This window comes from Mycobacterium sp. NGS64 (genome assembly GCF_059812245.1).
Map to the genome: position 1 here is coordinate 822366 of NZ_JCALCI010000001.1, position 23520 is coordinate 845885.

Sequence of the window (23520 nt, forward strand, 5' to 3'; positions counted from 1 at the left end):
AATGGGGACTTTTGCGTCTGGTGGCGAGGGGACTAGAGCGGGCGCAGCACGATAGGCATGCCGTCCTTGGGCACCGGCATGCCGCCGTAGTCCCACTCGGCCTGGTAGCCCGGGCGGGGCAGCTCGAGCCGGTAGCGGCGCAGCAGGCGGTGCAGGATCGACTTGATCTCCAACTGCCCGAACACCATTCCGATGCACTTGTGCGCGCCGCCGCCGAACGGAGTCCACCCATAGCGATGCCGCTTGTGCTCGCTGCGCGGCTCGGTGAACCGGTCCGGGTCGAATTTCAGCGGGTCCGTCCAGAGTTCCGGCAGCCGGTGATTCATCCCCGGATAGGCGATCACGTTGGTGCCCTTGGGGATGTAGTAGCCCAGCAGGTCCGTGTCGCGCACGGTCTGACGCATCGCCCACTGCACCGGCGTCACCAGCCGGATCGACTCGTTCATCACCAGGTCCAGCGACTCGAGCTTCTCGAGGGAGTCGATGTCGAGCGGCCCGTCGCCGATCAGGCGGTCCGACTCGTCGCGGCAGCGCTCCTGCCACTCCGGGTGGGCGGCCAGCTGGTAGACCATCGTGGTGGCGGTCGACGTCGACGTGTCGTGCGCGGCCATCATCAGGAAGATCATGTGGTTGACGATGTCCTCGTCGGAGAACTTGTTGCCGTCCTCGTCCTCGGTCTGGCACAACACCGACAGCAGGTCGTTGCCGTCCTTCCCGCGCTGTTCCTTGACGCGCTCGCGGAAGTAGTTCTCCAGCAGTTCGCGCGCCTTCAGGCCGCGCCACCAGGTGAACGGCGGGACGCCCGTGCGGATGATCGCGTTCCCGGCGCGGGTGGTGACCGTGAAGGCTTTGTTCACCTTGGTCACCAGCTCGCGGTCGGTGCCCGGCTCGTGGCCCATGAACACCATCGAGGCGATGTCGAGGGTCAGCTCCTTCATCGCCGGATAGAGAAGGAAACGCGCGTCGTTGACCACCCAGTCGTTCGCGACCGTTTTGGTGATGACCTTGTCCATCTGCTCGACGTAGGAGACCAGCCGGGACCGGACGAACGCCTCCTGCATGATGCGCCGGTGGAACATGTGCTCTTCGAAGTCGAGCAGCATCAGCCCGCGGTGGAAGAACGGCCCGATCACCGGCACCCAGCCCTGCTGGGAGTAGTCCTTATTGCGGTTGGAGTAGATGACCTGTGCCGCGTCGGGGCCCAGCGCCGCGACCCCCGGCAGGACCGGCGAGTCTCCGAACACGACCGGGCCCTTGGTCTGGTAGAGGAACAACAGATAGTCGGGTCCGCCGCGCAGCATCTCGATGATGTGCCCGAGGACCGGGAGCCCCGCGTCACCGAGGACCGGCTTGAGCCCGCTGCCCGGCGGCGGGTCGGCGAGCTTGTGCTCCGGGAACTGCGTGTTCAACAGCCTGCGTTCGACCAGGCCCATGCCGGGGAAGTTGTTGAACGACGGGGTCAGCCGCCGGCGCGCCTGATCGAGCAGATAGTTCGGGGTGCTGATAGTGGCAGCCATGGAACTCCTTCGCGCTCCTTTGCGGGCCCGGGGCGGTGACAGCGGTCACTGATTCATACCTTCGGGAAAAACTTGACGGCTGTCAAGTTTGCTTTTCCTGTGGAGTGGTGCAAGGTCGATGACGTGAGCAGCCATGCCGACTCGGACCCGGGCGAACCGGCCATTCGCCGCCGGGGTGACAAGCATCGGCAGGCGATCATGCAGGCGGTGCGTGACCTGCTCGAGGAAGAGCCCTTCTCGGAGCTGTCGGTGAGCACCATCAGCCTGCGGGCCGGGGTGGCCCGCTCGGGCTTCTACTTCTACTTCGACTCCAAGTACGCGGTGCTTGCCCAGATCATGGCCGACGCCGCCGAAGAACTCGAAGAGCTCACGCAGTACTTCGCCCCCCGCCAGCCGGGCGAGTCGCCGGAGCAGTTCGCCAAGCGGATGGTCCGCAGCGCCGCCGCGGTCTACGCGCACAACGACCCGGTGATGGCGGCTTGTGAGGTGGCCCGCCACACCGACGTTCAGATTCGCGAGCTCCTGGAGCGGCAGTTCGAGGTGGTGCTGGGCCAGATCACCGCGATCGTCGAGGCGGAGATGAAGGCGGGGACCGCGAACCCGATCAGCGACGACATCCCGGCGTTGGTGCGCATCCTGGCGGGCACCACCTCCCTGACGCTGAGCGGCGACCCGCTGCTCGCCGGACGCCAGGGTCACGAAGACGACCTGGAGCGCCGCGTGCGGGTGCTCGAGCAGCTGTGGCTGAATTCGCTCTGGGGTGGCGGCCCGAAGTAACGCGGTATGGTCACGGCCATGGGGCCGAGGCTTCCGAGGACGTCGGGGCGGTATTTCGCGGGGAAGCGGTGCCTGGTCACCGGCGCGGCGAGCGGGATCGGGCGTGCGACCGCCCTGCGGTTGGCCGCGCAGGGCGCCGAGCTGTACCTGACCGATCGCAACGCCGACGGCCTCGAACTGACCGTGGCCGACGCCCGCGCCCTCGGCGCTGCGGTGCCCGCCCACCGCGCCCTCGACATCGCCGACCATGACCAGGTGGCGGCCTTCGCCGCCGACATCCACGCCGAGCATTCGACGATGGACGTCGTGCTGAACATCGCCGGCGTGTCGGCCTGGGGCACCGTCGACCGGCTGAGCCACGAGCAGTGGAGCAAGATGATCGCGATCAACCTGATGGGTCCGATCCACGTCATCGAGGCGTTCGTTCCCCCGATGGTGGCGGCCGGCCGGGGCGGGCACGTGGTCAACGTGTCGTCGGCGGCGGGGCTGGTGGCGCTGCCGTGGCACGCGGCCTACAGCGCGAGCAAGTTCGGGTTGCGCGGCCTGTCCGAGGTGTTGCGCTTCGACCTGGCGCGCCATCGCATCGGGGTGTCGGTCGTGGTGCCGGGCGCGGTGAAGACCCCGCTGGTGGACACGGTCGAGATCGCCGGGGTCGACCGCGAGGACCCGCGCGTCGCCCGCTGGGTGGACCGCTTCAGCGGTCACGCGGTGTCGCCGGAAAGGGCGGCCGAGAAGATCCTGGCCGGCGTCGCGAAGAACCGCTACCTGATCTACACGTCGGGCGACATCCGGGCGCTGTACGCGTTCAAACGGCTGGCCTGGTGGCCGTACAGCGTGGCGATGCGTCAGGTCAACGTGATCTTCACGCGCGCGCTGCGTCCCGCCCCGGCGTCGCTAGTCCGGCATGGCCAGCTCGAGTCGCACGCCGAGTAGGCGAATAGGCCGGTCCAGTTCGAAGAGGTCCAGGACGCGCAGCGCCGCTTCCGTGATGGTGTCCGCGTCTGTGGTGGGAGCGGCCAGCTTGCGGATTTTGGTGCGGGTGTAGAACGTCGCGGTCCGCACGGTGACGGCCACGCGGGTGACGATCCGTCCCCCCGCCAGCACGTCGTCCAATGCCTGGCGCGCCAGTCGCGTTATGGCCGAATCCATTTCGGACCTATCGGTGAGGTCACGCGGAAAGGTGACGACGTGGCTGCGCGAGCGCGGTATCCACGGCTCGGCGCTGACTTCCGCGTCGCCGCCACCCTTGGCCAGCAGCAGCAGCCACAGGCCGGTGCGCGGGCCGAATGTGGACGTCAGCAGCTCCGCGTCGGCGTTCGCAAGGTCACGCACCGTGGTGATATCAAGGGTCGCAAGCTTTTTCGCCGTCTTGGGGCCTACGCCCCACAGCGCGTCGACCGGGCGGTCCGCCATCACCGTCATCCAGTTCGCGTCGGTGAGCGCGAAGATGCCGGCCGGTTTCGCGAAGCCGGTGGCGACCTTGGCCCGCTGTTTGTTGTCGCTGATGCCGACCGAGCACGACAGTCCGGTCTCCGACGCGATCACCGTTCGGATCTGTTCGGCCACCTCGGTCGGATCCCCGCCCTCGACGCCCACGTACGCCTCGTCCCAGCCCCACACCTCGACCGGATGCCCCAGGTCGCGCAGCAGGCCCATCACCTGGTCGGAGGCGGCGTCGTAGGTGGCCGGGTCCGACGGCAGGAACGTGGCGTCAGGGCAGCGGCGGGCGGCGGTGCGCAACGGCATGCCGGCGTGCACACCGAATTCGCGGGCTTCATACGAGGCGCAGGTGACCACCTTGCGGGGTTCGGTCGGATCACCGCTGCCACCGACGATGACCGGCAGCCCGGCCAGTTCGGGGTGGCGGCGCAGCTCGACCGACGCCAGAAACTGGTCGAGGTCGACATGCAGGACCCAGCTCATGGCGCCCTCACCGCCCACAGAGCTTGCGCGCCAGGCTTTCCCACGCATCGCACAGCGTGTCCATGGTGTGTCCGCCGCCGTTGAGTTGGTGCTCCACGTAGTCCGGGTCGAGCAGTGCCAGCAGCGCGTCGGTCTGGATATCGAGGTCACCGGTGGTTCCCGCCGAAGCCAGCAGCAGCCGCACGTGCGTGCGCAGCACGGCGCCCGCCCCGGCGTGGCGCAGCTGCGGATCGCGGTTGGCCGCCGACAGCAGCTCGTGGTGGGTGTGCACGAAGCACATCCGCTCGCGGCCGAAGGCGACCAGGCGATCCATCGGCGGGGCATCGGGCCCCAGCGGCGGGGGGCCGAACAGAAAAGCCTGCTGGCTGGCGCGCTCGTCCTCGTCGAGCAGCACCATCATCAGGCCCGCCCGGTTGCCGAAGCGGCGGAACAGCGTGCCCTTGCCGACGCCGGCGGCGGCGGCGACGTCGTCCATGGTGACCGCGTCCGCGCCGCGCTCGGCGACCAGCCTGCGCGCGGCCTGAAGCAGGAGCGTGCGGTTGCGCGCCGCGTCGCCCCGTTCCTGGGGAACCGACACGGACAACTCGCGCGACCGCTCGACACCGCTCACATCCGCACTTTAACGCTGCCGGAATAAACCGGACCGTGGTCCGGTTTGGGCGTGCAAGGATGTAGACCAACGGCCGAAGGGAACAAAGGTGGCAGAGATCCAAATCGTGGCGTTCGTGGGCAGTTTGCGCGCGGCGTCGATCAACCGCCAGATCGCCGAGCTGGCGGGGGCGGTCGCTCCCGACGGCGTCAACGTCACGATCTTCGAGGGGCTGGCCGAGGTGCCGTTCTACAACGAGGAGATCGACGACGCGATGACCACTGACGCCCCGCCGCTGGCCGCGGTGGCCGCGCTGCGTGCTGCGGCGGCCGACGCCGATGCGGCGCTGGTGGTCACCCCGGAGTACAACGGCAGCTTCCCGGCGGTCGTCAAGAACGCGATCGACTGGCTGTCGCGCCCCTTCGGCGACGGCGCGCTGAAGGGCAAGCCGCTGGCGGTCATCGGGGGGTCCTTCGGCCAGTACGGCGGGGTGTGGGCGCACGACGCGACCCGCAAGTCGTTCGGGATCGCCGGTGCCCGGGTGATCGAGGATCTCAAGCTCTCGGTGCCGTTCAAGACCCTGGACGGCAAGGCGCCCGGCGAGCACGTCGAGCTCTCGGCGAACGTGCGCGACGTCGTCGGCAAACTGGCGGCCGAAGTCGGCTGAATTTAGCGAGAACCCACAAGCCGCTCGCCGGCCACCAGCGATGTTTCGATAACCGAATAGCCAAAGCCGCCAGCCCTTGCCGGCGGCTTTGCTGGTGATCGGGCGGCGGCGGGCCGTGCCGCCGCTCGTACCGCCTTCACGCGATCGTTGTCGGTGGCCGCTGATATACCGGATGGCGTGGGCTTCCCGAGACCGATCTGTGATCTGCGACACGCCGAGCGGATGTCGTGCGGAGCCTTACGACCAGGGAATTTCAAAATTGTTATTCAGAACATCTTGTATCTAGACAACTTGTCGGCCACTAGGTGTAGTGTTTCGAGGCACCGGCAGATCCCAGGATCCCCACGCTGGCCGGGCTTGGGGACCTCCCCGAATCGGCTCGAAGAGGTCGAAGCAGCGCCTTCGGCTTCGAGCGCCGCAAGACGGGAATCTGGGGCCCTGGCGGGCCGCTGAAACACAGCGAAGACGCAGTTCGTTGCAGTACCCGAGTAGTTGCCAGTCCGTTACAGGTTCTCCCCTTCCGCAAAGGAGCGGCATCCATGAGCATCACCGTCTACACCAAGCCCGCGTGCGTGCAGTGCAGCGCCACCTTCAAGGCCATGGACAAGCAGGGCATCGCCTACCAGAAGGTGGACATCACGCTGGACGCTGAGTCGCGGGACTACGTGATGGCGTTGGGCTACCTGCAGGCTCCCGTCGTGGTTGCCGGGAACGACCACTGGTCGGGTTTCCGCCCCGACCGCATCAAGGCGCTCGCGGAGTCGGCGCTCAGCGCCTGAGCAATAGCGGCAGACATTAGGTAAGGAAGGTTGCGGTGCCATGGAGATCACTGGGCCCAACCTCGTGTATTTCTCTTCCGTGTCGGAGAACACCCACCGCTTCGTGCAGAAGCTGGGTGTTCCCGCCACGCGGATACCGCTGCACGGGCGCATCGAGGTCGATGAGCCGTATGTGCTGATAGTGCCCACGTACGGCGGCGGCAGGGCCACACCGGACATCAATGCCGGGGGGTATGTCCCTAAACAGGTCATCGCCTTTTTGAACGACGAGCACAACCGGTCGCTGATCCGCGGCGTCATCGCCGCGGGCAACAACAACTTTGGTACCGAATTCGCCTACGCGGGCAACGTCATATCCCGCAAGTGCGGCGTTCCCTACCTTTACCGCTTCGAACTGATGGGGACCCCGGACGACGTGGATGCCGTCCGCGCCGGTCTCGCCGACTTCTGGAAGGAACAGACGTGCCACCAACCGTCACTGCAGAGCCTGTAACCGCCGCCACGCATGGGTTGCCCGATGAAACGGACTACCACGCGCTGAACGCGATGCTGAATCTGTACGACGCGGACGGCAAGATTCAGTTCGACAAGGACGTTTTCGCGGCGCGCCAGTACTTCCTGCAGCACGTCAACCAGAACACCGTGTTCTTCCACAATCAGGACGAGAAGCTCGACTACCTGATCCGCGAAAACTATTACGAGCGTGAGGTTCTCGACCAGTACTCGCGCAACTTCGTCAAGTCGCTGCTGGACCGCGCCTACGCCAAGAAGTTCCGCTTCCCGACGTTCCTGGGCGCGTTCAAGTACTACACCTCCTACACGCTGAAGACGTTCGACGGGAAGCGTTACCTGGAGCGCTTCGAGGACCGCGTGGTCATGGTCGCGCTGACGTTGGCGTCCGGCGACACCGGGCTGGCCGAGAAGCTGGTCGACGAGATCATCGACGGGCGGTTCCAGCCGGCCACCCCGACGTTCTTGAACTCGGGCAAAAAGCAGCGCGGTGAGCCGGTCTCGTGCTTCCTTTTGCGCATCGAGGACAACATGGAGTCGATCGGGCGATCGATCAACTCCGCCCTGCAGCTGTCCAAGCGCGGCGGGGGAGTTGCGTTGCTGCTCTCCAACATTCGCGAGCACGGCGCGCCGATCAAGAACATCGAGAACCAGTCGTCGGGCGTCATCCCGATCATGAAGCTGCTGGAGGACTCGTTCTCCTACGCCAACCAGCTGGGTGCGCGCCAGGGCGCCGGCGCGGTGTACCTGCAGGCGCATCACCCCGACATCTACCGCTTCCTGGACACCAAGCGGGAGAACGCCGACGAGAAGATCCGGATCAAGACGCTGAGCCTCGGCGTGGTGATCCCCGACATCACCTTCGAGCTGGCCAAGAAGAACGAAGACATGTACCTGTTCTCGCCGTACGACGTTGAGCGCGTGTACGGGGTGCCGTTCGCCGACATCTCGGTGACAGAGAAGTACTACGAGATGGTCGACGACGCGCGCATCCGCAAGACCAAGATCAAGGCGCGCGAGTTCTTCCAGACACTGGCCGAGCTGCAGTTCGAGTCGGGCTACCCGTACATCATGTTCGAGGACACAGTGAACCGGGCCAACCCCATCGAGGGCAAGATCACGCATTCGAACCTGTGCTCGGAGATCCTGCAGGTGTCCACGCCGTCGTTGTTCAACGATGACCTGTCGTATGCCAAGGTGGGCAAGGACATTTCGTGCAACCTGGGGTCGCTGAACATCGCCAAGACGATGGACTCGCCGGACTTCGCCCAGACGATCGAGGTGGCGATCCGCGCGCTCACCGCGGTCAGCGACCAGACGCACATCACGTCGGTGCCGTCAATCGAGCAGGGCAACAACGATTCCCACGCGATCGGGCTCGGGCAGATGAACCTGCACGGCTACCTGGCCCGCGAGGGCATCTTCTACGGTTCCGAGGAAGGCATCGACTTCACCAACATCTACTTCTACACGGTGCTGTATCACGCGCTGCGGGCGTCGAACCGCATCGCGATCGAACGCGGCACGCATTTCAAGGGTTTCGAGAAGTCCAAGTACGCCTCGGGGGAGTTCTTCGACAAGTACACCGAGCAGGTGTGGGAGCCGGCGACGGACAAGGTGCGCCAGCTGTTCGCCGACGCCGAGATCCGCATCCCGACCCAGGACGATTGGAAGCGGCTGAAGGAATCCGTGCAGGAGCACGGCATCTACAACCAGAACCTGCAGGCGGTGCCGCCGACCGGGTCGATCTCCTACATCAACCATTCGACGAGTTCGATCCACCCGATCGTGTCGAAGGTGGAGATCCGCAAGGAGGGCAAGATCGGGCGCGTCTACTACCCGGCGCCCTACATGACGAACGACAACCTGGAGTACTACCAGGACGCCTACGAGATCGGTTACGAGAAGATCATCGACACCTACGCCGCGGCCACTCAGCACGTGGACCAGGGTCTCTCGCTGACGCTGTTCTTCAAGGACACCGCCACCACCCGCGACGTGAACAAGGCGCAGATCTACGCCTGGCGCAAGGGAATCAAGACGCTGTACTACATCCGGCTGCGGCAGATGGCATTGGAAGGCACCGAGGTCGAGGGCTGCGTCTCCTGCATGCTCTAGGACGCGCAAGCCGTTGATGCGCCCGGTATCAGGGTCAGGTACCGGCGCCGCGCCCCTTGATGAGAGCCGCGGCCCGTTCGGCAATCGCATAGACGGTTGCCAGCGTGTTGCTCGCGGGTAGCGAGGGCATAACAGACGCGTCCGCCACCCGGAGTCCAGTGATGCCGTGGACCCGAAGCTCGTCATCAACCACTGAATGCCGAGTGTGCCCCAGGGCACATGTCCCTGCCGGGTGGAAGTAGGGGCCTACCGTCTGTTTGATGAACTCGCGCAATGCTTTTCTGCTGCTGACTCCGGGTCCCGGTGCCAGCTCCGCGCCGCGCCAGGCGTCCAGTGCGGGTCCGGTCCCGATCTCTCGGGCTATCAAGAGACCCTCCAGCAAAGTCTCCACGTCGCGCGCATCCCCGAGGTAGTTCGGGTCGACGACGGGTGCCGTGTCAGCGGCTGGTCCCGCCAAACGCACGCTGCCGCGGCTGAACGGCTGCATCGCGGATACGCCGATCACGTAGATATTCGGTATGTCGAGTCCGGCCAAGGCGCCAGTGTCCACGAACAGAATCTGTAAGTCAGGCGCCGCGACGGCGAATGGAGAGCGGATTATGCCCATTATTTCGCCATGATTGTGCCGCGGCGTCGGAATCGGCTGAGTCGCTTGAAATATGACCCCGGTGAACGGGTGGTCTTGCAAGTTCGAACCGACACCAGGCAGGTCAAGCGCAACGTCAATGCCGAGGTCGCGGAGATGGTTCTGCGGTCCGACACCCGAAATCATCAGCAGTCGCGGTGAGCCAATTGCACCGGCGCACAGCACGACTTCGGCTGCCGCGGCCACCGTCGGAGGCTGCCCGGCGACGCGGTACTCGACTCCGCTACAGCGCCCCTCGGCGATTCGTAGCCGATGAACGACGGCATCCGCGACCACGGTCAGATTTTCGCGGGGAAACACGGGCCACAGATAGGCACCCGCCGCGCTCTGCCGGCGCCCGTTGGAAATCGTCACATCCGGCGCTGCAAAACCCAACTCAAATCCGCTGCTCAGATCCTGCGCAGGCGGATGCCCACACTGCAACGCGGCGCGCAGCCCGGCAGCAAGTACCTCGTTCGGTGACTCCACCGGAGCTACCCGCAGCGGGCCTTTTTTGCCCCGCAAGGCAGGATCACCGCGGCGCGCGCTCTCGCTCGCTTTGAAGTAAGGCAAGAGATCGTCGAACCGCCAGCCGGGTGGCCAATCGGCATAACTATCGCGGTGTCCGCGGACGAACATCATGCCGTTGATTGCCGAGGACCCGCCGATTCCGCGCCCGAGGGGTAAATGCACCGCCCGGCCGATTGCCGCCTGCACCGTGGTGAGACCGCCGCAGTCGGCCGAACTTTTGATCAATGTCGGCCACACCGGCGGTTGCGCGCTGGAGGGCGGAAGGGTGGCACTTCCCGCCTCGAGGAGCAAGATCCGGACGTCGCTGTCATCGCTCAGCCGGCGCGCCAACACGCACCCGGCGGTACCCGCGCCGATGACGATGAAGTCATATGACTCAGTTCCTGGCAAGTGAAGCCTCTTCTCAGGCGTTGGGGTCCAACCCATTTCGATCGGATATCGGCTTTCGGGTCACCCATGATTCGTCGCCGACGCCGAGCACCATAAGACAGCGAGTAGCGGGCCATCAAGTCCAGCGCGCCATGGCTGGTCTCGCCACCGCGTATTCCGGCCATCGGCCGCGTTATTCGGGTAGACCGGCGGCGACTGTAGCCCTAACTTTGCTGCAGAAAGCGCCCGGACGAGCGAGACTCGTTCGGGCTCCAGACGATTCAAGGGGGCGACCGTGCCGCGGACCGATGACGACAGTTGGGACCTGAAGACCGGCGTAGGCGCGACGGCCACGATGGTGGCCGCGGCACGAGCCATCGCCAGCAGGCAAGCCGATCCGGTGATCTGCGATCCGTTCGCCGAAATATTAGTCCGAGCGGTCGGATTGAAATTGTTCACCCAGATAGTCGACGGCACAATCACATTCTCGGACATCGAAGTCGAGTGGATGCCCGCGTACTTCGGCATGCGCACGAGAAGCCTCGATGACTTCGCCCTCGACGCGTCCCGCTCTGGCGTTCGTCAAGCAGTGATCCTTGCCTCTGGATTGGACTGCCGCGCCCACCGTTTGACCTGGCCGCCGGGGATGTCCATCTACGAAGTCGACCAGCCACAAGTGATCGAGTGGAAACGCAGCGTCCTGGCCGGTTTGGGATGGGCGCCTACGCACAGTCACCACTACTTGGGTATCGATCTGCGTCACGACTGGCCAACCGTATTGCAGCAAGAGGGTTTTGATGTGACTGAGCCGACCGCCTGGATCGTCGAGGGACTCCTGATCGGGTATTTGCCGCCCAAGGCGCACGACGAAATACTCGACGCGATCACCACCTTGAGTGCGCCCGGCAGTCAACTCGGGGCTGACTACGTCGACAGCCCCAGAGCCGACGCGCTAGGGGAAAATCTGAGAAAGCATCACGCGACCTGGAACGAACTAGACCCTGAAATAGACTTGCGCACCATTACTTTCGCCGGACAGCACGCAGATCCTGCGGTGTATCTGGCCGAGCGTGGCTGGACCACGCGCAGCGCGGACCTCGCCGAGGTGTTCCGCGCAGCCGGACAAACCGCTCCCACGACGGACGGCTTCGTCGAACTCGCAAGTTTCACGCGGATGCTCAGCGGGTTGCGCACCTAACCATCGTCCCTACACCAATCACACGCTCGGCGTCGGGCCCGCGCGTTTTGTAGCTGATCCTAGGAAGGCGATTTTGTTGACTGTATCCCTACGTCGGAGACTGGTCAGCAGGCTCTGGCTGCCCACGCTGGTGGTCGTCGGTGCCGTCTTGGCGGGATGCGTCATAGACTCCGCGCACGGGATCTTCGGCTCTCAGGACCGAACTCGAAGTCCGGGCAACAAATTCTCGATAGCTCAGTTCAATCCCAAACACATCCAATACGACATCTTCGGCGATTTGGCCGGGTGGGGGAGAGCCAGCTATTGGGACGTGAACTCTCGCGCAATTGCCGTCGACCTCGCGGCGTTGCCCTGGACACACACGGAAGTAACTGTGTTGACGACCGCTACCGCCGATATCACCGCGCAGGTGGCGGGCGGAAACATCGGCTGCCGCATCACCGTGGACGGGCAGGTGCGCTCCGAACATACGGCAACGGGCGAGCATGCCGGTGTCTGGTGCCAGGTGCTGTCCGCATGAACCACGACAGCGTCACCGTCAATGTGCGCAAACCCTTCGTCGCGCGGACCATCCGCAAGTTCGCCGGGCCCGTGGTGCTCGCATGGATCGCGCTCATGGTTGGGCTCAACGTCATCGCTCCGCAGCTAGAACCGGTTACCGAGGCAAACCGGGGCCCACTGGTCCCTGTCGACGCGCCGTCGTCGCAAGCGCTCATTCATATCGGCGAAGTGTTCAAAGAATCCGACAGCAACAGTTTGTTGATGGTCGTTCTGGAGGGTTCTCACAAACTGGACGAAAACGACCACTCGTTCTACGACCGGATGGTCGCAAAACTGCAGCACGACAAGCACGTTCAATATGTCATGAACCTGTGGGGTCAAGGCACCACCGCTGCCGGGGTGCAGAGCAATGACGGCATGGCGTCCTACACGCTGGTGCGGGTGGCCGGCGACCTGGGTTCGTCGCTGTCCGACCAGTCGATCAAGGCAGTGCGGGACTTGGTCTCGCAGATCAAAACCCCGCCGGGGCTAAAGGTATACGTCTCGGGTGCGGCGCCCTTGTCGGCGGACATGCTCGAGATCGGCAACAAGAGCCTGATCACGATCATGTTCGTGACGATCGTACTCATCAGCGCAATGCTGCTGGCCGTGTATCGCTCCATCTCGACTGCGCTTCTCATCCTGTTGATGGTGATGATGGAACTGATTTGCGGGCGCGGCTTCGTCTCGTTCCTCGCTTTCCACAAGTTCATTCAGATCTCCGAATTCGCGTCGAACATTCTTGTTTCTCTCATCCTTGGTGCGGGTACCGACTACGCGATCTTCTTGATCGGCCGCTATCACGAAGCACGCCAAGCCGGCGAAGATCGGGAAACCGCTTACTATTCCGCAGTAAACGGCGTATCCCACGTCATTCTGGGATCTGGTCTCGCGGTGGCCGGCGCGACCTTCTGCCTCACATTCACCCGGCTGAATTATTTCAATACATGCGGGATCCCCTGCGCTGTGGCCATGCTCACCGCAGTCGCCGCTGCTCTGACCTTCGGTCCGGCCGTTCTGGCGCTGAGCATCCGCTTCGGTCTCTTCGAACCGAAACGCGCTGCGAGAGCGGGTATCTGGCGTAAAGTTGGCGCCCTGGTGGTGCGCTGGCCGGGACGGCTCCTGTTCGCCAGTTGCGTGGTCGTACTGGTGGGGTCGATCACGCTGCCCAGCTACCACCCCAATTACGATGACCGGCTCTACGTCTCCGATGACGTCCCGTCGAAACAGGGCTATGCCGCGAGCGACAGGCACTTCCCGGTCAGCAAGCTGAACAGTGACATGCTGGCGGTCGAATCCGATCACGACATGCGCAATAGCACGGACATACTTGCGCTGGATCGGGTGGCGCGCAACGTTTTTCACACTCCTGGTGTCGGGATGATCCAGAGCACAACCAGGCCGCTGGGCACGCCGCTGGAGCATTCGTCGTTCACCTACACAATCGGCACGATGGGGACGAAGATCAAAGAACTGTTGCCGTTCCTCACCGACCTGAACAACCGGCTCACGGACACGGCGAGCATCACCGGCCGCATGGCGGGCCTCTTGCGTCGCCAGCAGGAGTTGACGTCACAACAGGCGGGCGCGGCGCATATTGCCGCCGACGCCGCCCGAGGCATGAAAGAGGTCACCGACTCGATACGGGACAACGTGGCCGACTTCGACGACTTCTGGCGCCCGATTCGTAGCTACTTCTATTGGGAGAAACACTGTTTCGATATCCCGTTGTGTTGGTCGCTGCGATCGCTGTTCGACGCCACCGACAAGATCGACCAGCTGGATGAGCAGTTGGACAGGAACCTGAAAGCCGCGTTGATTCAGGATGCCGTGACGCCGCAACTCGTCGAGCTCATCGGTCAGAGCGCTGATCAACTCGATAACTTGCACCAGATCATTCTGACCGACCACAGTACGATTCAACCTCAGTTGACTCAGCTGGATGAGCTGAGCCGCCAGATGATGGATCTGGGCTACGCCTTCGACAGTTCGAAGAACGACGAATTCTTCTATCTGCCGCCAGATGCGTTCAGCAATCCGTCTTTTCAGATCGATCTCAGATACTTCATGTCCCCGGACGGCAGAACCGCGCGATACATGATCTTCCACGACGGAGAGGCACTCACCCCCGAAGGGATCAAGCAAGACCAGACCTATCTACCCGCCGCCAAAGAAGCGCTGAAGGGCACGACGCTCGCAGGAGCACGGGTCTATCTGGGCGGCGCCGCGGCCACTTACTGGGACATCCAGGATGCGGCGAGAACAGACCTGGTCATCGCGGCCACAGCAGCTTTCGCGTTGATCTTCCTGGTGATGCTGCTGATCACCAGGAGCATCGTCGCAGCATTGGTCATCATCGGGACGGTGGCGTTCTCCTATTCCGGGGCGTTCGGTCTGGCGGTCCTGTTCTGGCAGCACTTGGTCGGCGTCCCCATGAGCTGGCTGAACCTGCCCCTCACCTTCATCATCTTGGTGGCGGTCGGTTCGGACTACAACTTGTTGCTGATCGCCCGCTACCTCGAAGAGAGCAAGGCGGGGCTGAACACCGGTCTGCTCAGAGCGGTTGCCAATTCCGGCAAAGTCGTCACCACCGCGGGGTTGGTATTCGCCGTCACCATGATGGCGATGCTTTCCAGTGACTTGCTCAACATCGGCCAGATGGGAACCACCATCGGCTTCGGACTTCTGCTCGACACGCTGATCGTGCGTTCGTTCATCACTCCTGCGATCGCGCGCTTGCTCGGGCCGTTCTTCTGGTGGCCCCGAGTGATCCGTTCCAGGCCGCTGCGTACGAGTACCAGACGGCACGCCGCCCTGGTCGGCGCGAGTGTCGATCGGTGACGCCCATAGAGGGCACTAAGAAAGGGGGATGTTGGCTGTGAATTTCGATGATTCGCATCTGCCGCCCGTGCGGCCCGAGGATGCCGCAGCCCTGGCAAAGACGGTCGGGGGTTCGGTTCTGCTGACGGGTGACGCGGGATACGACGAGGAACGCGCGGTCTTCAACCTCAATCACGAGCTCATGCCCGCGGTGATTGTGGTGGCGCAGAGCGCAATCGACGTCAAGGCGGCAGTTGCCTTCGCGGCGGCACAGCACCGACCGGTCCTGGTGAAGACGACCGGCCACCAGATCGTGGGCACGGCACAGGGTGCCGTGCTGATCACTACCCACCGGATGAATGACGTCGACATCGACGCGATCGGCCGCACTGCCCGAGTCGGCGCGGGAGCGGTATGGGGCGACGTTGTCCAGAAAGCAGCCGAGGCGGGGCTGGCACCGCTGAACGGGTCGAACCCCACGGTGGGAGTCACCGGTTACACCCTGGGTGGCGGTCTCAGCCCGACCCTCGGGCGCTCCCACGGTTACGCCGCCGACCACGTCCGCTGGCTCGACGTGGTGACAGCGGACGGCGAATTGCGGCATGTCGACGCGGAATCCGAGCCCGAACTGTTCTGGGCGTTACGCGGCGGCAAGGGCAACTTCGGGGTAGTCACGACGCTCGAATTCGACTTGTTCCCGGTTGCTCGCCTCTACGGCGGTGGCCTCTACTTCCCCGGTGAGCGGATGACCGACGTGCTGCGAGCCTGGACTGCCTGGCACCCGAACACGCCGGAAACCATGGTCTCTTCATTCGCGGCGCTGCGGCTGCCGCCGCTGCCCGAATTACCCGAACCGCTTCGCGGCGTGTTCACGGTGGCTGTGCGGATCGCCTACAACGGCACGACTGATGACGGCGAACGGATGATCGCACCGCTGCGGGAAGTGGCGCCGCCAATCCTGGACACCGTGGCGGACATGCCGTACGCCGCGGTCGCATCGATCCACGACGAGCCGACCGAACCGTTGCCGTACTACGAGCGCAGCATCATGCTGCGGGAGTTCCCCGTGGAGGCGCAGGACAAGCTGGTCGAACTAGTCGGCCCTGGATCCGACACCACTATGTGGATCGCCGAAATGCGGGCCCTTGGCGGAGCCTGGGACCGAGATCCGTTGGTGCCCAACGCCGTGGCGACCCGAGGCCTGCCGTATGTCCTGTTGGGTGTCGAGGTTGGACCGCTGTCGGAGGAACGGCGGCTCAAGGAGTCGATCGCTGCCTTGCTTGACGGCATGGCGCCATGGCGGGGCGACCGACTGCTGGTGAACAATCTCGCCCCCGAAGAAGCAACGGACGCCCTAGCGATCTATGGCCCCGAATGCCACGAGCGCCTGGCGCGTGTCAAGAAGGCGTACGACCCGACCAACATGTTCCGCCTTAACCACAACGTGGTGCCCGCCGGCTGAGCACCGACGGTCGTCTGGATGCGACATGCTGGGTGCTCGCTACGGCCGCGTGTGCCCGGTCGTCGCAGCGATATGTTCACTGGGCGGGGCCCCGTCACAATCGCCGGCGCTGGCTAGCGAACATCGGAGTCGAAATCCAGTACCGCCCGGACGATCTGTTGAGGGTCGTAGTCGACCGCCTGGTGCCCCTGGCCGCACAAAGCGACGACCGTAGCGCCGGTTATTCGCGCAGCGACGGCCTGGGTGGCCGCCCGCAAATACGCGGGGCTCTCGGTGCCGAGCAACAGACGGACCGGGACGGTGATCTTGGCGAGCCGCTCTGTCGCGCGGTAGGTGCTGGCTTCCGCGAGTTCGCGGCCGGCGGTGTGTCCGATCGAGTCGGCGAGATACGAGAACTCGCGATCCGCAAGGTCCTTGATGTCTGACCGGGACAGGTGGAGCGTCACACGATAGAACGCTTCGAGGATGTCGCGGGGGTCGGACGTCCTGGTAATGCGGGCCATGCCCTCCGGCGAGACGACGTCGAAGCCTGGCGACGATATCGGTGGGTCGTACAGCATCACCCGGCGGAAAGCCGGTGTGATCAAGGCCGCTTCGAGAACCGCCAGGGCGCCGTAGGAATGGCCGAACACGTAGACGTTTCCGCCGAGGGCTTCGGCAACGGCTGCGACATCCTCGGCTTCGCGGGCCAGGCTGTAAGGCTCGACCTCGGCGGTGCTCAGCCCGCGGCCGCGGCGGTCCATCGCGTGGACGGTGTAGTGCTTCACCAGCGCCGGTAGTAGCGGGGACCAGCGGGCACGCGTGCCGGTGCTGCCGTGCACAAGCAGCAAGGGTGGCCCGGCGCCGACCGATTCATAACCGATCCGCGTTCCGTCGGGGGAGATCACGGTAGTCATGTCGAATGCAACACCGCCGCTTTTTCTGGACGCCTGCACATAGTGCCTTGATTCCCACAGAATGCGCCATGGCCGAGTAGGCACACTCCGAACATCTGTCTATCGCTCGTAATGCGCCATCTTTTCCACGGAAACCGACGCCTCGGCTTTCAGGCGGCACACGCGACGTGGGGTCGTCGTTGTCCTTATCGAACGCCATAACTCAATGAAAGGTATCGAATGAGTCGTACGCTGCCGCCCCACTATCGGGCCACAGTCGCATGATCGACGTGCTGCGTATCCGTCTCGACACGTCGGACCCCGATCACGCGTGCACCCGCATGGCCGCTCTCTACTGTCCCCACCGGCTCACCCTCGAAGGCGGCAAGGCCTCTTTCCGTGCCCGGCATGCCGAAGGGGGTACCAGCGGGCTCGGCGTCTACTCGCTGACTTACGGTGCGGGGACTACGGTGCTGGACTCGTTTGCCTTCGATGACTTTGTGCTGGTGTCCCAACAAGTCAGTGGTCGGTTGCTGGTCAGCACGGACACCGGCGAACGGTTGCTGGTGCCGGGCGAGCACATTGTGTTGGATGCCCACACCGCCTATCGACTGCGCTGGGAGGAGAACTGCAGCATCTTCCACGCGCGGATCCCTCGTAGGGCACTCGAGACGACGGTCGCCGAGTTCACCGGCGCGAGTCAGCTGAATTCCGTTCGCTTCCCGCTGAGTTGGCGTCCATCCAAGCCGGGTGCGGCTGCCGTGGCAAAGGCGATGCACGTGCTGCTCCGAAATGCCGGTCCGAACGGCCTCTTGGCGTCCGGACCGTTATTGTCGGCCCAGATGCGTCGCATGTTGATAGCAAGCATTGTCGAGGCATACCCTGCGGTTCATCGCGCGGCCGACGATGAACTCCGCGGCCGCGTAAGACCCCCGGCCGTGCGTCGTGCAATCGCCTACCTCGAGGACAGGGCGGCCGAGGACGTCCGGATCCACGACGTGGCGGCCGCAGCACGGGTGAGCACCCGCGCCCTCCAGGAGGCGTTCCGTAACCACTTGGACACGACACCGATGGCCTATCTGAAGTCAATCCGTCTCGCGCGCGCACATGCCGACATGTGCCGGGCGTCCGCCAAGGACGGAGCGACCGTGGCAGCCGTCGCGTACCGCTGGGGGTTCGCCAACCTCGGCCGTTTCGCGGCCGACTACCGCCGGGAGTTTGGCCGCACTCCCAGCGAGACACTGCGCGCACTGTCCTGACAAGTGGTGACCCACTCAGCGGTCTGCCCAGGTCAGCAGGCATCACGCGGTATGGTGCTTGATGTGGTGAGAATTCCTCGACCCCCCCATCCGAGCGTGAAGCCCGGGGTGAAGGTCGACGCGCGCAGCGAACGGTGGCGCGAACACCGCAAGAAGGTGCGCGGTGAAATCGTGGATGCGGCGTTCCGTGCCATTGACCGCCTGGGCCCCGAGCTGAGCGTGCGGGAGATCGCCGAGGAGGCCGGCACCGCCAAGCCCAAGATTTACCGGCACTTTCACGACAAATCCGATTTGTTTCAGGCGATCGGCGAGCGGCTGCGCGACATGCTATGGGCCGCGATCTTCCCGTCGATCGACCTCAAGACCGATTCGGCCCGCGAGGTGATCCGCCGCGCCGTCGAGGAGTACGTCAACCTGGTCGACCAGCACCCCAACGTGCTGCGGGTCTTCATCCAGGGCCGTTCCGCCGCGAGCCCCAAGATCCTGGAGGAAGGCCGCGGGATCACCCTGGCCGTGGCCGACATGTTCGACAACGAGCTGCGGGAGATGGAGCTGGATCACGCGGCGATCGAACTGGCCGGGCACGCGGCCTTCGGATCGGCCGCGTCGGCCACCGAATGGTGGCTGGGCCCCGACGCCGACAGCCCGCGGCGCATGCCGCGCGAGCAGTTCGTCGCCCACCTGACGACGATCATGATGGGCGTCCTCGTCGGCACGGCCGACGCGCTGGGCATCGCGATGGACCCCGACCAGCCGATTCACAGCGTGGTGCCCAGCAACCCCGCCGCCAGCTGAGGACCTTCGGCACGTTGACATCGTCCCGGCGATCGTCAACACTCGCCCTAATCCGATACCCTGGGTACTGGGTATTTGCGCTAGCCAACAGGAAGACCGATCTGCCGTGACCGATGCCATGACACAAGCCGATCCGACACAACAGGCGCAGGAGCCGGTGCATACCCGCGCCCTGATCATCGGGACCGGATTCTCCGGCCTGGGCATGGGCATCAAGCTGCAACAGCAGGGCGTGGACTTCGTCATCCTGGAGAAGGCCGACGACGTCGGGGGCACGTGGCGCGACAACAGCTATCCCGGCTGCGCCTGCGACATCCCCTCGCACCTGTACTCCTTCTCCTTCGAGCCCAAGCCCGACTGGAAGAACCCGTTCTCGTATCAGCCCGAGATCTGGGACTACCTCAAGGGGGTCACCGAGAAATACGGGCTGCGCCGCCACATCGTGTTCAACTCGCTGGTCGACCGGGGCCACTGGGACGACGACGAGAACCGCTGGCACGTCTTCACCACCGACGGGCGCGAGTACGTCGCGCAGTTCCTGATCTCCGGGGCCGGCGCGCTGCACATTCCGTCGTTCCCCGACATCGAGGGCCGCGACGAATTCGCCGGTCCCGCTTTCCATTCCGCGGAGTGGGACCACTCGGTCGACCTGACCGGCAAGCGGGTGGCCGTGATCGGCACCGGCGCCAGCGCGATCCAGATCGTGCCCGAGATCGTGGGCCAGGTCGCCGAACTTCAGCTTTACCAACGCACCCCGCCGTGGGTGGTGCCGCGGTCCAACCCCGAGCTGCCCGTGGCGCTGCGCCGGGCCATGGAGAACGTTCCCGGCCTGCGCGCGGCGGTGCGCCTGGCGATCTACTGGGGCCAGGAGGCGCTGGCCTTCGGCATGACCAAGCGGCCGAACGCGCTGAAGATCATCGAGGCCTACGCGAAATACAACATCCGGCGCTCGGTCAAGGACCGCGAGCTGCGCCGCAAGCTGACCCCGCACTACCGCATCGGTTGCAAGCGAATCCTGAACTCCTCCACCTATTACGGCGCGGTCGCCGACCCGAAAACCGAACTGGTCACCGACGGCATCACCCGGATCACGCGCGACGGGATCGTCACCGCGGACGGCAAGGAGCGCAAGGTGGACGTGATCGTCTACGGCACCGGCTTCCACGTCACCGACTCCTACACCTACGTCCAGATCAAAGGGCGGAACGGCGAGGACCTGGTCGACCGCTGGAATCGGGAGGGCATCGGCGCGCACCGGGGCATCACCGTCGCCGACGTGCCGAACCTGTTCTTCCTGCTGGGGCCGAACACGGGGCTCGGCCACAACTCCGTGGTGTTCATGATCGAATCCCAGATCCACTACGTCGCCGACGCGATCGCGAAATGCGACAAGCTGGGCGCCCAGGCGCTGGCCCCGACCCGCGCCGCGCAGGACCGGTTCAACGACGAACTGCAGCAAAGGCTTTCGCAGTCGGTGTGGAACAGCGGCGGCTGCAGCAGCTGGTACCTCGATGAGCACGGCAAGAACACGGTGCTGTGGGGCGGCTACACCTGGGAGTACTGGCGAGCGACCCGCGCGGTGAAGCCAGAGGAATACCAGTTCTTCGGGGTCAACACGGGCTCAGGCGCCAACCGCCGCGCGGCGGCCGTTGGGGGCTGAGCTTTTTGCGAAGGACCGAAGGTTCAGGCGCACAATGCGATCCAGAACCCGGTCCGATACGACGCGGCTGATCCGCAGCAGGACCGCGGCGTCCCGGCCGATCGTGTAGCGAGTCCGCGGGCGCGACGCGGTCGCGGCCTTGACGATCACTTTGGCGGCGTGCTCGACCGAAACGCCGTCCTCGCCGAACGATCGGGCTTGGGCGGTGACGGCTGCGGCGAGATCCTCATAGCGTGCGAGCTGTGCGGCGGTCATGTTGGCCATCAGCCCCTCCGCGGTGGCGATCCCACGCTCCGCCATCTCGGTTTTGACGGCGCCGGGTTCGACGACGACGACCTTGATACCGAGCTCGCCGACCTCGCGGCGCAGGGCATCGCTGACCGCCTCCAGCGCGAACTTCGAGCCGGCATATGCGCCGTACGTCGGCAACACGACCTTCCCGCCGATGGAACTGATGTTCACGACGGTGCCCGAGCTGAGCAGCAGCGCCGGCAACAACGCCTGGGTCATCGCGATGTGTCCGAACAGGTTGACCTCAAACTGCTTGCGCCACTCGGCCATTGGCAGCGCTTCCACCGGCGCGTTGATCGCTATCCCGGCGTTGTTGACCAGGGCGCGCAGCGGACGGCGTAGCGGATCGTTCGCGACGCGTTCGGCGATCGCGGCCACGTCCGACTCGACGGTGATGTCCAGGATGCGCGGCTCCAGCCCGTCGGCCACGAGCGCTGCGGCGTCGGTTTCGCGGCGTACGCCGGCGAGCACGTGAAAACCCTTGCGCGCCAGTTCACGAGCCGTCGCCGCGCCCATCCCCGTCGACGCGCCGGTGACGACGATCAGCTCGTTGCGGTCGGCGCGATTCGAGGAATTCATGGCTGTCTCCGTCCGGTGAATGCATCTGAGTTGACGTTGTCAACTGAAGTTAGGCCGTTTGAGTTGACGTTGTCAACTGGGCGTCGGGCTTATGCTCTGCGGGTGACGAGTCGAGCGGAGAGCGCTGCGGCGACACGTCGTTCGCTGCTCGAGGCCGCCGAGACGTTGCTCGACCTCGGTGGAGTGGAGGCGGTGACGCTGCGCGAGGTGGGGGCGCGCAGCGGCGTGTCGCGTTCGGCGGCCTACCGCCACTTCGCCGACAAGGAGGCTCTGCTCGCGGTGGTCGCGACCAACGCCTTGACCGACCTGGGCGATGCGCTGGAGGCGTTGGTCAACAGCGGGGACCCGCCCGAGGAGTCGTTGCGATCCGGCCTGCTTTCGCTGATCGCCATCGGCCGCACCCGGCCTCACCTGTATCGCTTGATGTTCACCCCACCGGCGGGCGATCCGGCCGCGGCGATGCGGGCGGCCGAACGCGCGCAGGATCTGTTTCTCGACATCATGGGTCGCATTGTCGGCCCGCAGCAGGCGCGCCGTTATGGGGCGCTGCTGTTGACCAGCGCCCACGGCATCACGGGCCTGGATCTCAGCGGCCACATGGATTTGGACAAGTGGCACACCAACGCCGAGGAACTCGTCGACACACTCATCGCGCTGTTGCCAAAAGCTCGATGAACGCTTGCGCGGCCGCGTCCACGCCGGCCTCGTCGTCGGTGGCCACCAGGTCCAGCAGCAGGCCCCGGGTGACGGCCAGCCCGAGCCTTGCCATCGCGCCGTCGTAGGCAACGCCGGCGGCGGCCGATTCGACCTCGCGCAACCACCCGTCGACCGCGCCGGGAACCATTCGCGTGAAAGGCTTTTCGCCCTGGGCGGCCCGCGAATAGCACTCGAAGAAGAGGCGCTCCAGTTGGCGCAATTCGGGTCGACGAAGGTCGGCCCACATCGCGGCGAAGCCCTCGGCCGGGTTCGCCGGCAGGTCGGGGACGAGGGCCATCTGGCGACGCTCGGCCTCCTCGACGATCGCAATCAGCAGGTCTTCGCGAGAACCGAAGTGGTGCAACAGCATCCGGTGGCTGGTGCCGACCGCGGCGGCGACATCGCGAAGCGACCGATCGCCGATGCCGTTCGCGGCGAACTCGTCGAAGAGCGCATCCAGTAGTTCGCGGCGCCGCTGTCGGTCAGGCGTGCGGGCCATTGGCGCGGCTGACCTGTTCAGACCGGGCCTTGAGGCCCTTGGCCTCCATCTCGAGGAAGCGGTGGGTCCGTTTGGCCGTCAACCGCCCGACCAGCGCGCCGAGGAAGCCCCGCTGGTCGAGTTCCTGGCGCACCAGGGTGCGTCCGCCGGGCAGGGCGGTGACGTAGTGGCGCGCGGTCACCTGCACGCCGGGGGAGCGGGTCACCCACGTCCAGGAGGTGCCGGGATCGATCTCGGCGACCTTCCAGATCAGCTTCTGCAGGCTGGGTTGCTTGATCGCGAACCGCCTGCCCGCGGCCAGGGCAGAACCGTCGCGCCCGGTCAGGGAGGTGACCGACGCGGTCCACTCGGGCCAGTGTTCGACGTCGCTGAAGACGTCCCAGACGACCTGCGGCGGCGCGTCGATCTCAATGCTGTCTTCGGTAAACATGTACCAAATGG

22 protein-coding genes are annotated in these 23520 nt (G+C 64.9%); 14 read left to right on the top strand and 8 right to left on the bottom strand.

Annotation, left to right across the window (positions count from 1 at the left end):
• Positions 1-32: 32 nt before the first annotated feature.
• The gene (locus AC5Y4S_RS04080) at positions 33-1517 is read right to left on the bottom strand and encodes a cytochrome P450 (RefSeq protein WP_068175962.1); all 1485 of its coding nucleotides are present in this window, start codon (positions 1515-1517) and stop codon (positions 33-35) included.
• Between the two features lie 198 nt (positions 1518-1715).
• On the opposite strand from AC5Y4S_RS04080, the gene AC5Y4S_RS04085 reads away from it, so the two are divergent.
• Both AC5Y4S_RS04085 and AC5Y4S_RS04090 read left to right on the top strand, forming a co-directional pair.
• Positions 1716-2294 (top strand): TetR/AcrR family transcriptional regulator, encoded by a 579-nt coding sequence (locus AC5Y4S_RS04085; RefSeq protein ID WP_500032134.1) that lies wholly within the window; start codon positions 1716-1718, stop codon positions 2292-2294.
• A gap of 18 nt (positions 2295-2312) precedes the next feature.
• Positions 2313-3227 (top strand): SDR family oxidoreductase, encoded by a 915-nt coding sequence (locus AC5Y4S_RS04090; RefSeq protein ID WP_500030080.1) that lies wholly within the window; start codon positions 2313-2315, stop codon positions 3225-3227.
• Here the strand turns inward: AC5Y4S_RS04090 and AC5Y4S_RS04095 are convergent.
• Entirely contained in the window at positions 3189-4265 is a 1077-nt protein-coding gene (locus AC5Y4S_RS04095) for a DNA polymerase IV (RefSeq protein WP_500030083.1), read from the bottom strand. The genes AC5Y4S_RS04090 and AC5Y4S_RS04095 overlap by 39 nt on opposite strands.
• Positions 4225-4827: a TetR/AcrR family transcriptional regulator gene (locus tag AC5Y4S_RS04100; protein ID WP_500030086.1), complete on the bottom strand. Its 603-nt coding sequence runs from the start codon at positions 4825-4827 to the stop codon at positions 4225-4227. Before AC5Y4S_RS04100 ends, AC5Y4S_RS04095 begins: the two co-directional genes overlap by 41 nt.
• 88 nt (positions 4828-4915) lie before the next feature.
• Between AC5Y4S_RS04100 and AC5Y4S_RS04105 the strand changes: the two genes are divergently transcribed.
• From AC5Y4S_RS04105 to nrdE, 4 genes are all read left to right on the top strand, one after another.
• Entirely contained in the window at positions 4916-5473 is a 558-nt protein-coding gene (locus tag AC5Y4S_RS04105) for an NAD(P)H-dependent oxidoreductase (protein ID WP_500030087.1), read from the top strand.
• Positions 5474-6012: 539 nt separating this feature from the next.
• On the top strand, positions 6013-6252 hold the full coding sequence (locus tag AC5Y4S_RS04110; protein WP_068100267.1) for a redoxin NrdH: 240 nt from the start codon (positions 6013-6015) through the stop codon (positions 6250-6252).
• Positions 6253-6292: 40 nt separating this feature from the next.
• Positions 6293-6745 (top strand): class Ib ribonucleoside-diphosphate reductase assembly flavoprotein NrdI, encoded by a 453-nt coding sequence (nrdI, locus tag AC5Y4S_RS04115; RefSeq protein WP_068100266.1) that lies wholly within the window; start codon positions 6293-6295, stop codon positions 6743-6745.
• Positions 6715-8880: a class 1b ribonucleoside-diphosphate reductase subunit alpha gene (gene nrdE, locus AC5Y4S_RS04120; protein ID WP_500030089.1), complete on the top strand. Its 2166-nt coding sequence runs from the start codon at positions 6715-6717 to the stop codon at positions 8878-8880. The genes nrdI and nrdE overlap by 31 nt, the downstream gene beginning before the upstream one ends.
• Before the next feature lie 34 nt (positions 8881-8914).
• On the opposite strand, the gene AC5Y4S_RS04125 is transcribed toward nrdE, so the two are convergent.
• A complete protein-coding gene (locus tag AC5Y4S_RS04125; protein ID WP_500030092.1) occupies positions 8915-10426 on the bottom strand; it encodes a GMC family oxidoreductase in 1512 nt (503 codons plus the stop codon).
• A 274-nt stretch (positions 10427-10700) separates the two neighbouring features.
• Here AC5Y4S_RS04125 and AC5Y4S_RS04130 point away from each other — a divergent pair, with 274 nt between their 5' ends.
• The 4 genes from AC5Y4S_RS04130 (at position 10701) to AC5Y4S_RS04145 (ending at position 16425) form a co-directional block, all read left to right on the top strand.
• The gene (locus tag AC5Y4S_RS04130) at positions 10701-11603 is read left to right on the top strand and encodes an SAM-dependent methyltransferase (protein WP_500030094.1); all 903 of its coding nucleotides are present in this window, start codon (positions 10701-10703) and stop codon (positions 11601-11603) included.
• Positions 11604-11679: 76 nt separating this feature from the next.
• Complete coding sequence (locus AC5Y4S_RS04135; RefSeq protein ID WP_152531185.1) at positions 11680-12123, top strand: MmpS family transport accessory protein; 444 nt, start codon at positions 11680-11682, stop codon at positions 12121-12123.
• The gene (locus AC5Y4S_RS04140; protein ID WP_500030097.1) at positions 12120-14984 is read left to right on the top strand and encodes an MMPL/RND family transporter; all 2865 of its coding nucleotides are present in this window, start codon (positions 12120-12122) and stop codon (positions 14982-14984) included. Before AC5Y4S_RS04135 ends, AC5Y4S_RS04140 begins: the two co-directional genes overlap by 4 nt.
• A 37-nt stretch (positions 14985-15021) precedes the next feature.
• A complete protein-coding gene (locus tag AC5Y4S_RS04145) occupies positions 15022-16425 on the top strand; it encodes an FAD-binding oxidoreductase (protein WP_500030101.1) in 1404 nt (467 codons plus the stop codon).
• A 113-nt stretch (positions 16426-16538) separates the two neighbouring features.
• Here the strand turns inward: AC5Y4S_RS04145 and AC5Y4S_RS04150 are convergent, their stop codons facing one another.
• Entirely contained in the window at positions 16539-17321 is a 783-nt protein-coding gene (locus AC5Y4S_RS04150; protein WP_500032137.1) for an alpha/beta fold hydrolase, read from the bottom strand.
• Positions 17322-17581: 260 nt separating this feature from the next.
• On the opposite strand from AC5Y4S_RS04150, the gene AC5Y4S_RS04155 reads away from it, so the two are divergent.
• The 3 genes from AC5Y4S_RS04155 to AC5Y4S_RS04165 all read left to right on the top strand — a co-directional run bounded on the left by AC5Y4S_RS04155 (position 17582) and on the right by AC5Y4S_RS04165 (position 21014).
• Positions 17582-18559 carry an AraC family transcriptional regulator gene (locus tag AC5Y4S_RS04155; RefSeq protein WP_500030103.1) on the top strand — a complete coding sequence of 326 codons (978 nt, stop codon included), beginning with the start codon at positions 17582-17584 and terminating at the stop codon, positions 18557-18559.
• 63 nt (positions 18560-18622) lie between these two features.
• Positions 18623-19354: a TetR/AcrR family transcriptional regulator gene (locus tag AC5Y4S_RS04160; protein ID WP_152531186.1), complete on the top strand. Its 732-nt coding sequence runs from the start codon at positions 18623-18625 to the stop codon at positions 19352-19354.
• A 118-nt stretch (positions 19355-19472) separates the two neighbouring features.
• A complete protein-coding gene (locus AC5Y4S_RS04165; protein ID WP_500030107.1) occupies positions 19473-21014 on the top strand; it encodes a flavin-containing monooxygenase in 1542 nt (513 codons plus the stop codon).
• Here AC5Y4S_RS04165 and AC5Y4S_RS04170 read toward each other — a convergent pair.
• Entirely contained in the window at positions 20976-21884 is a 909-nt protein-coding gene (locus tag AC5Y4S_RS04170) for an SDR family NAD(P)-dependent oxidoreductase (RefSeq protein WP_500030109.1), read from the bottom strand. The two genes, AC5Y4S_RS04165 and AC5Y4S_RS04170, sit on opposite strands and share 39 nt — an antisense overlap.
• A gap of 102 nt (positions 21885-21986) precedes the next feature.
• Between AC5Y4S_RS04170 and AC5Y4S_RS04175 the strand changes: the two genes are divergently transcribed.
• Positions 21987-22559, top strand: coding sequence for a TetR/AcrR family transcriptional regulator (locus tag AC5Y4S_RS04175; protein ID WP_500030111.1), 573 nt, complete (start codon positions 21987-21989; stop codon positions 22557-22559).
• Here the strand turns inward: AC5Y4S_RS04175 and AC5Y4S_RS04180 are convergent.
• On the bottom strand, positions 22531-23079 hold the full coding sequence (locus AC5Y4S_RS04180) for a TetR family transcriptional regulator (RefSeq protein WP_500030113.1): 549 nt from the start codon (positions 23077-23079) through the stop codon (positions 22531-22533). The two genes, AC5Y4S_RS04175 and AC5Y4S_RS04180, sit on opposite strands and share 29 nt — an antisense overlap.
• Complete coding sequence (locus AC5Y4S_RS04185; protein ID WP_500030115.1) at positions 23063-23509, bottom strand: SRPBCC family protein; 447 nt, start codon at positions 23507-23509, stop codon at positions 23063-23065. Before AC5Y4S_RS04185 ends, AC5Y4S_RS04180 begins: the two co-directional genes overlap by 17 nt.
• Positions 23510-23520: the final 11 nt, after the last annotated feature.

Bases quoted from the DNA above. Each gene is read 5' to 3' on its own strand.
- AC5Y4S_RS04095 (WP_500030083.1), bottom strand. From the start codon at position 4,265: ATGCGTGGGAAAGCCTGGCGCGCAAGCTCTGTGGGCGGTGAGGGCGCC.
- AC5Y4S_RS04080 (WP_068175962.1), bottom strand. From the start codon at position 1,517: ATGGCTGCCACTATCAGCACCCCGAACTATCTGCTCGATCAGGCGCGC.
- AC5Y4S_RS04155 (WP_500030103.1), top strand. From the start codon at position 17,582: ATGATCGACGTGCTGCGTATCCGTCTCGACACGTCGGACCCCGATCAC.
- AC5Y4S_RS04110 (WP_068100267.1), top strand. From the start codon at position 6,013: ATGAGCATCACCGTCTACACCAAGCCCGCGTGCGTGCAGTGCAGCGCC.
- AC5Y4S_RS04140 (WP_500030097.1), top strand. From the start codon at position 12,120: ATGAACCACGACAGCGTCACCGTCAATGTGCGCAAACCCTTCGTCGCG.
- AC5Y4S_RS04185 (WP_500030115.1), bottom strand. From the start codon at position 23,509: ATGTTTACCGAAGACAGCATTGAGATCGACGCGCCGCCGCAGGTCGTC.
- AC5Y4S_RS04165 (WP_500030107.1), top strand. From the start codon at position 19,473: ATGACACAAGCCGATCCGACACAACAGGCGCAGGAGCCGGTGCATACC.
- nrdI (WP_068100266.1), top strand. From the start codon at position 6,293: ATGGAGATCACTGGGCCCAACCTCGTGTATTTCTCTTCCGTGTCGGAG.
- AC5Y4S_RS04085 (WP_500032134.1), top strand. From the start codon at position 1,716: ATGCAGGCGGTGCGTGACCTGCTCGAGGAAGAGCCCTTCTCGGAGCTG.
- AC5Y4S_RS04150 (WP_500032137.1), bottom strand. From the start codon at position 17,321: ATGACTACCGTGATCTCCCCCGACGGAACGCGGATCGGTTATGAATCG.
- AC5Y4S_RS04180 (WP_500030113.1), bottom strand. From the start codon at position 23,079: ATGGCCCGCACGCCTGACCGACAGCGGCGCCGCGAACTACTGGATGCG.
- AC5Y4S_RS04170 (WP_500030109.1), bottom strand. From the start codon at position 21,884: ATGAATTCCTCGAATCGCGCCGACCGCAACGAGCTGATCGTCGTCACC.
- AC5Y4S_RS04090 (WP_500030080.1), top strand. From the start codon at position 2,313: ATGGGGCCGAGGCTTCCGAGGACGTCGGGGCGGTATTTCGCGGGGAAG.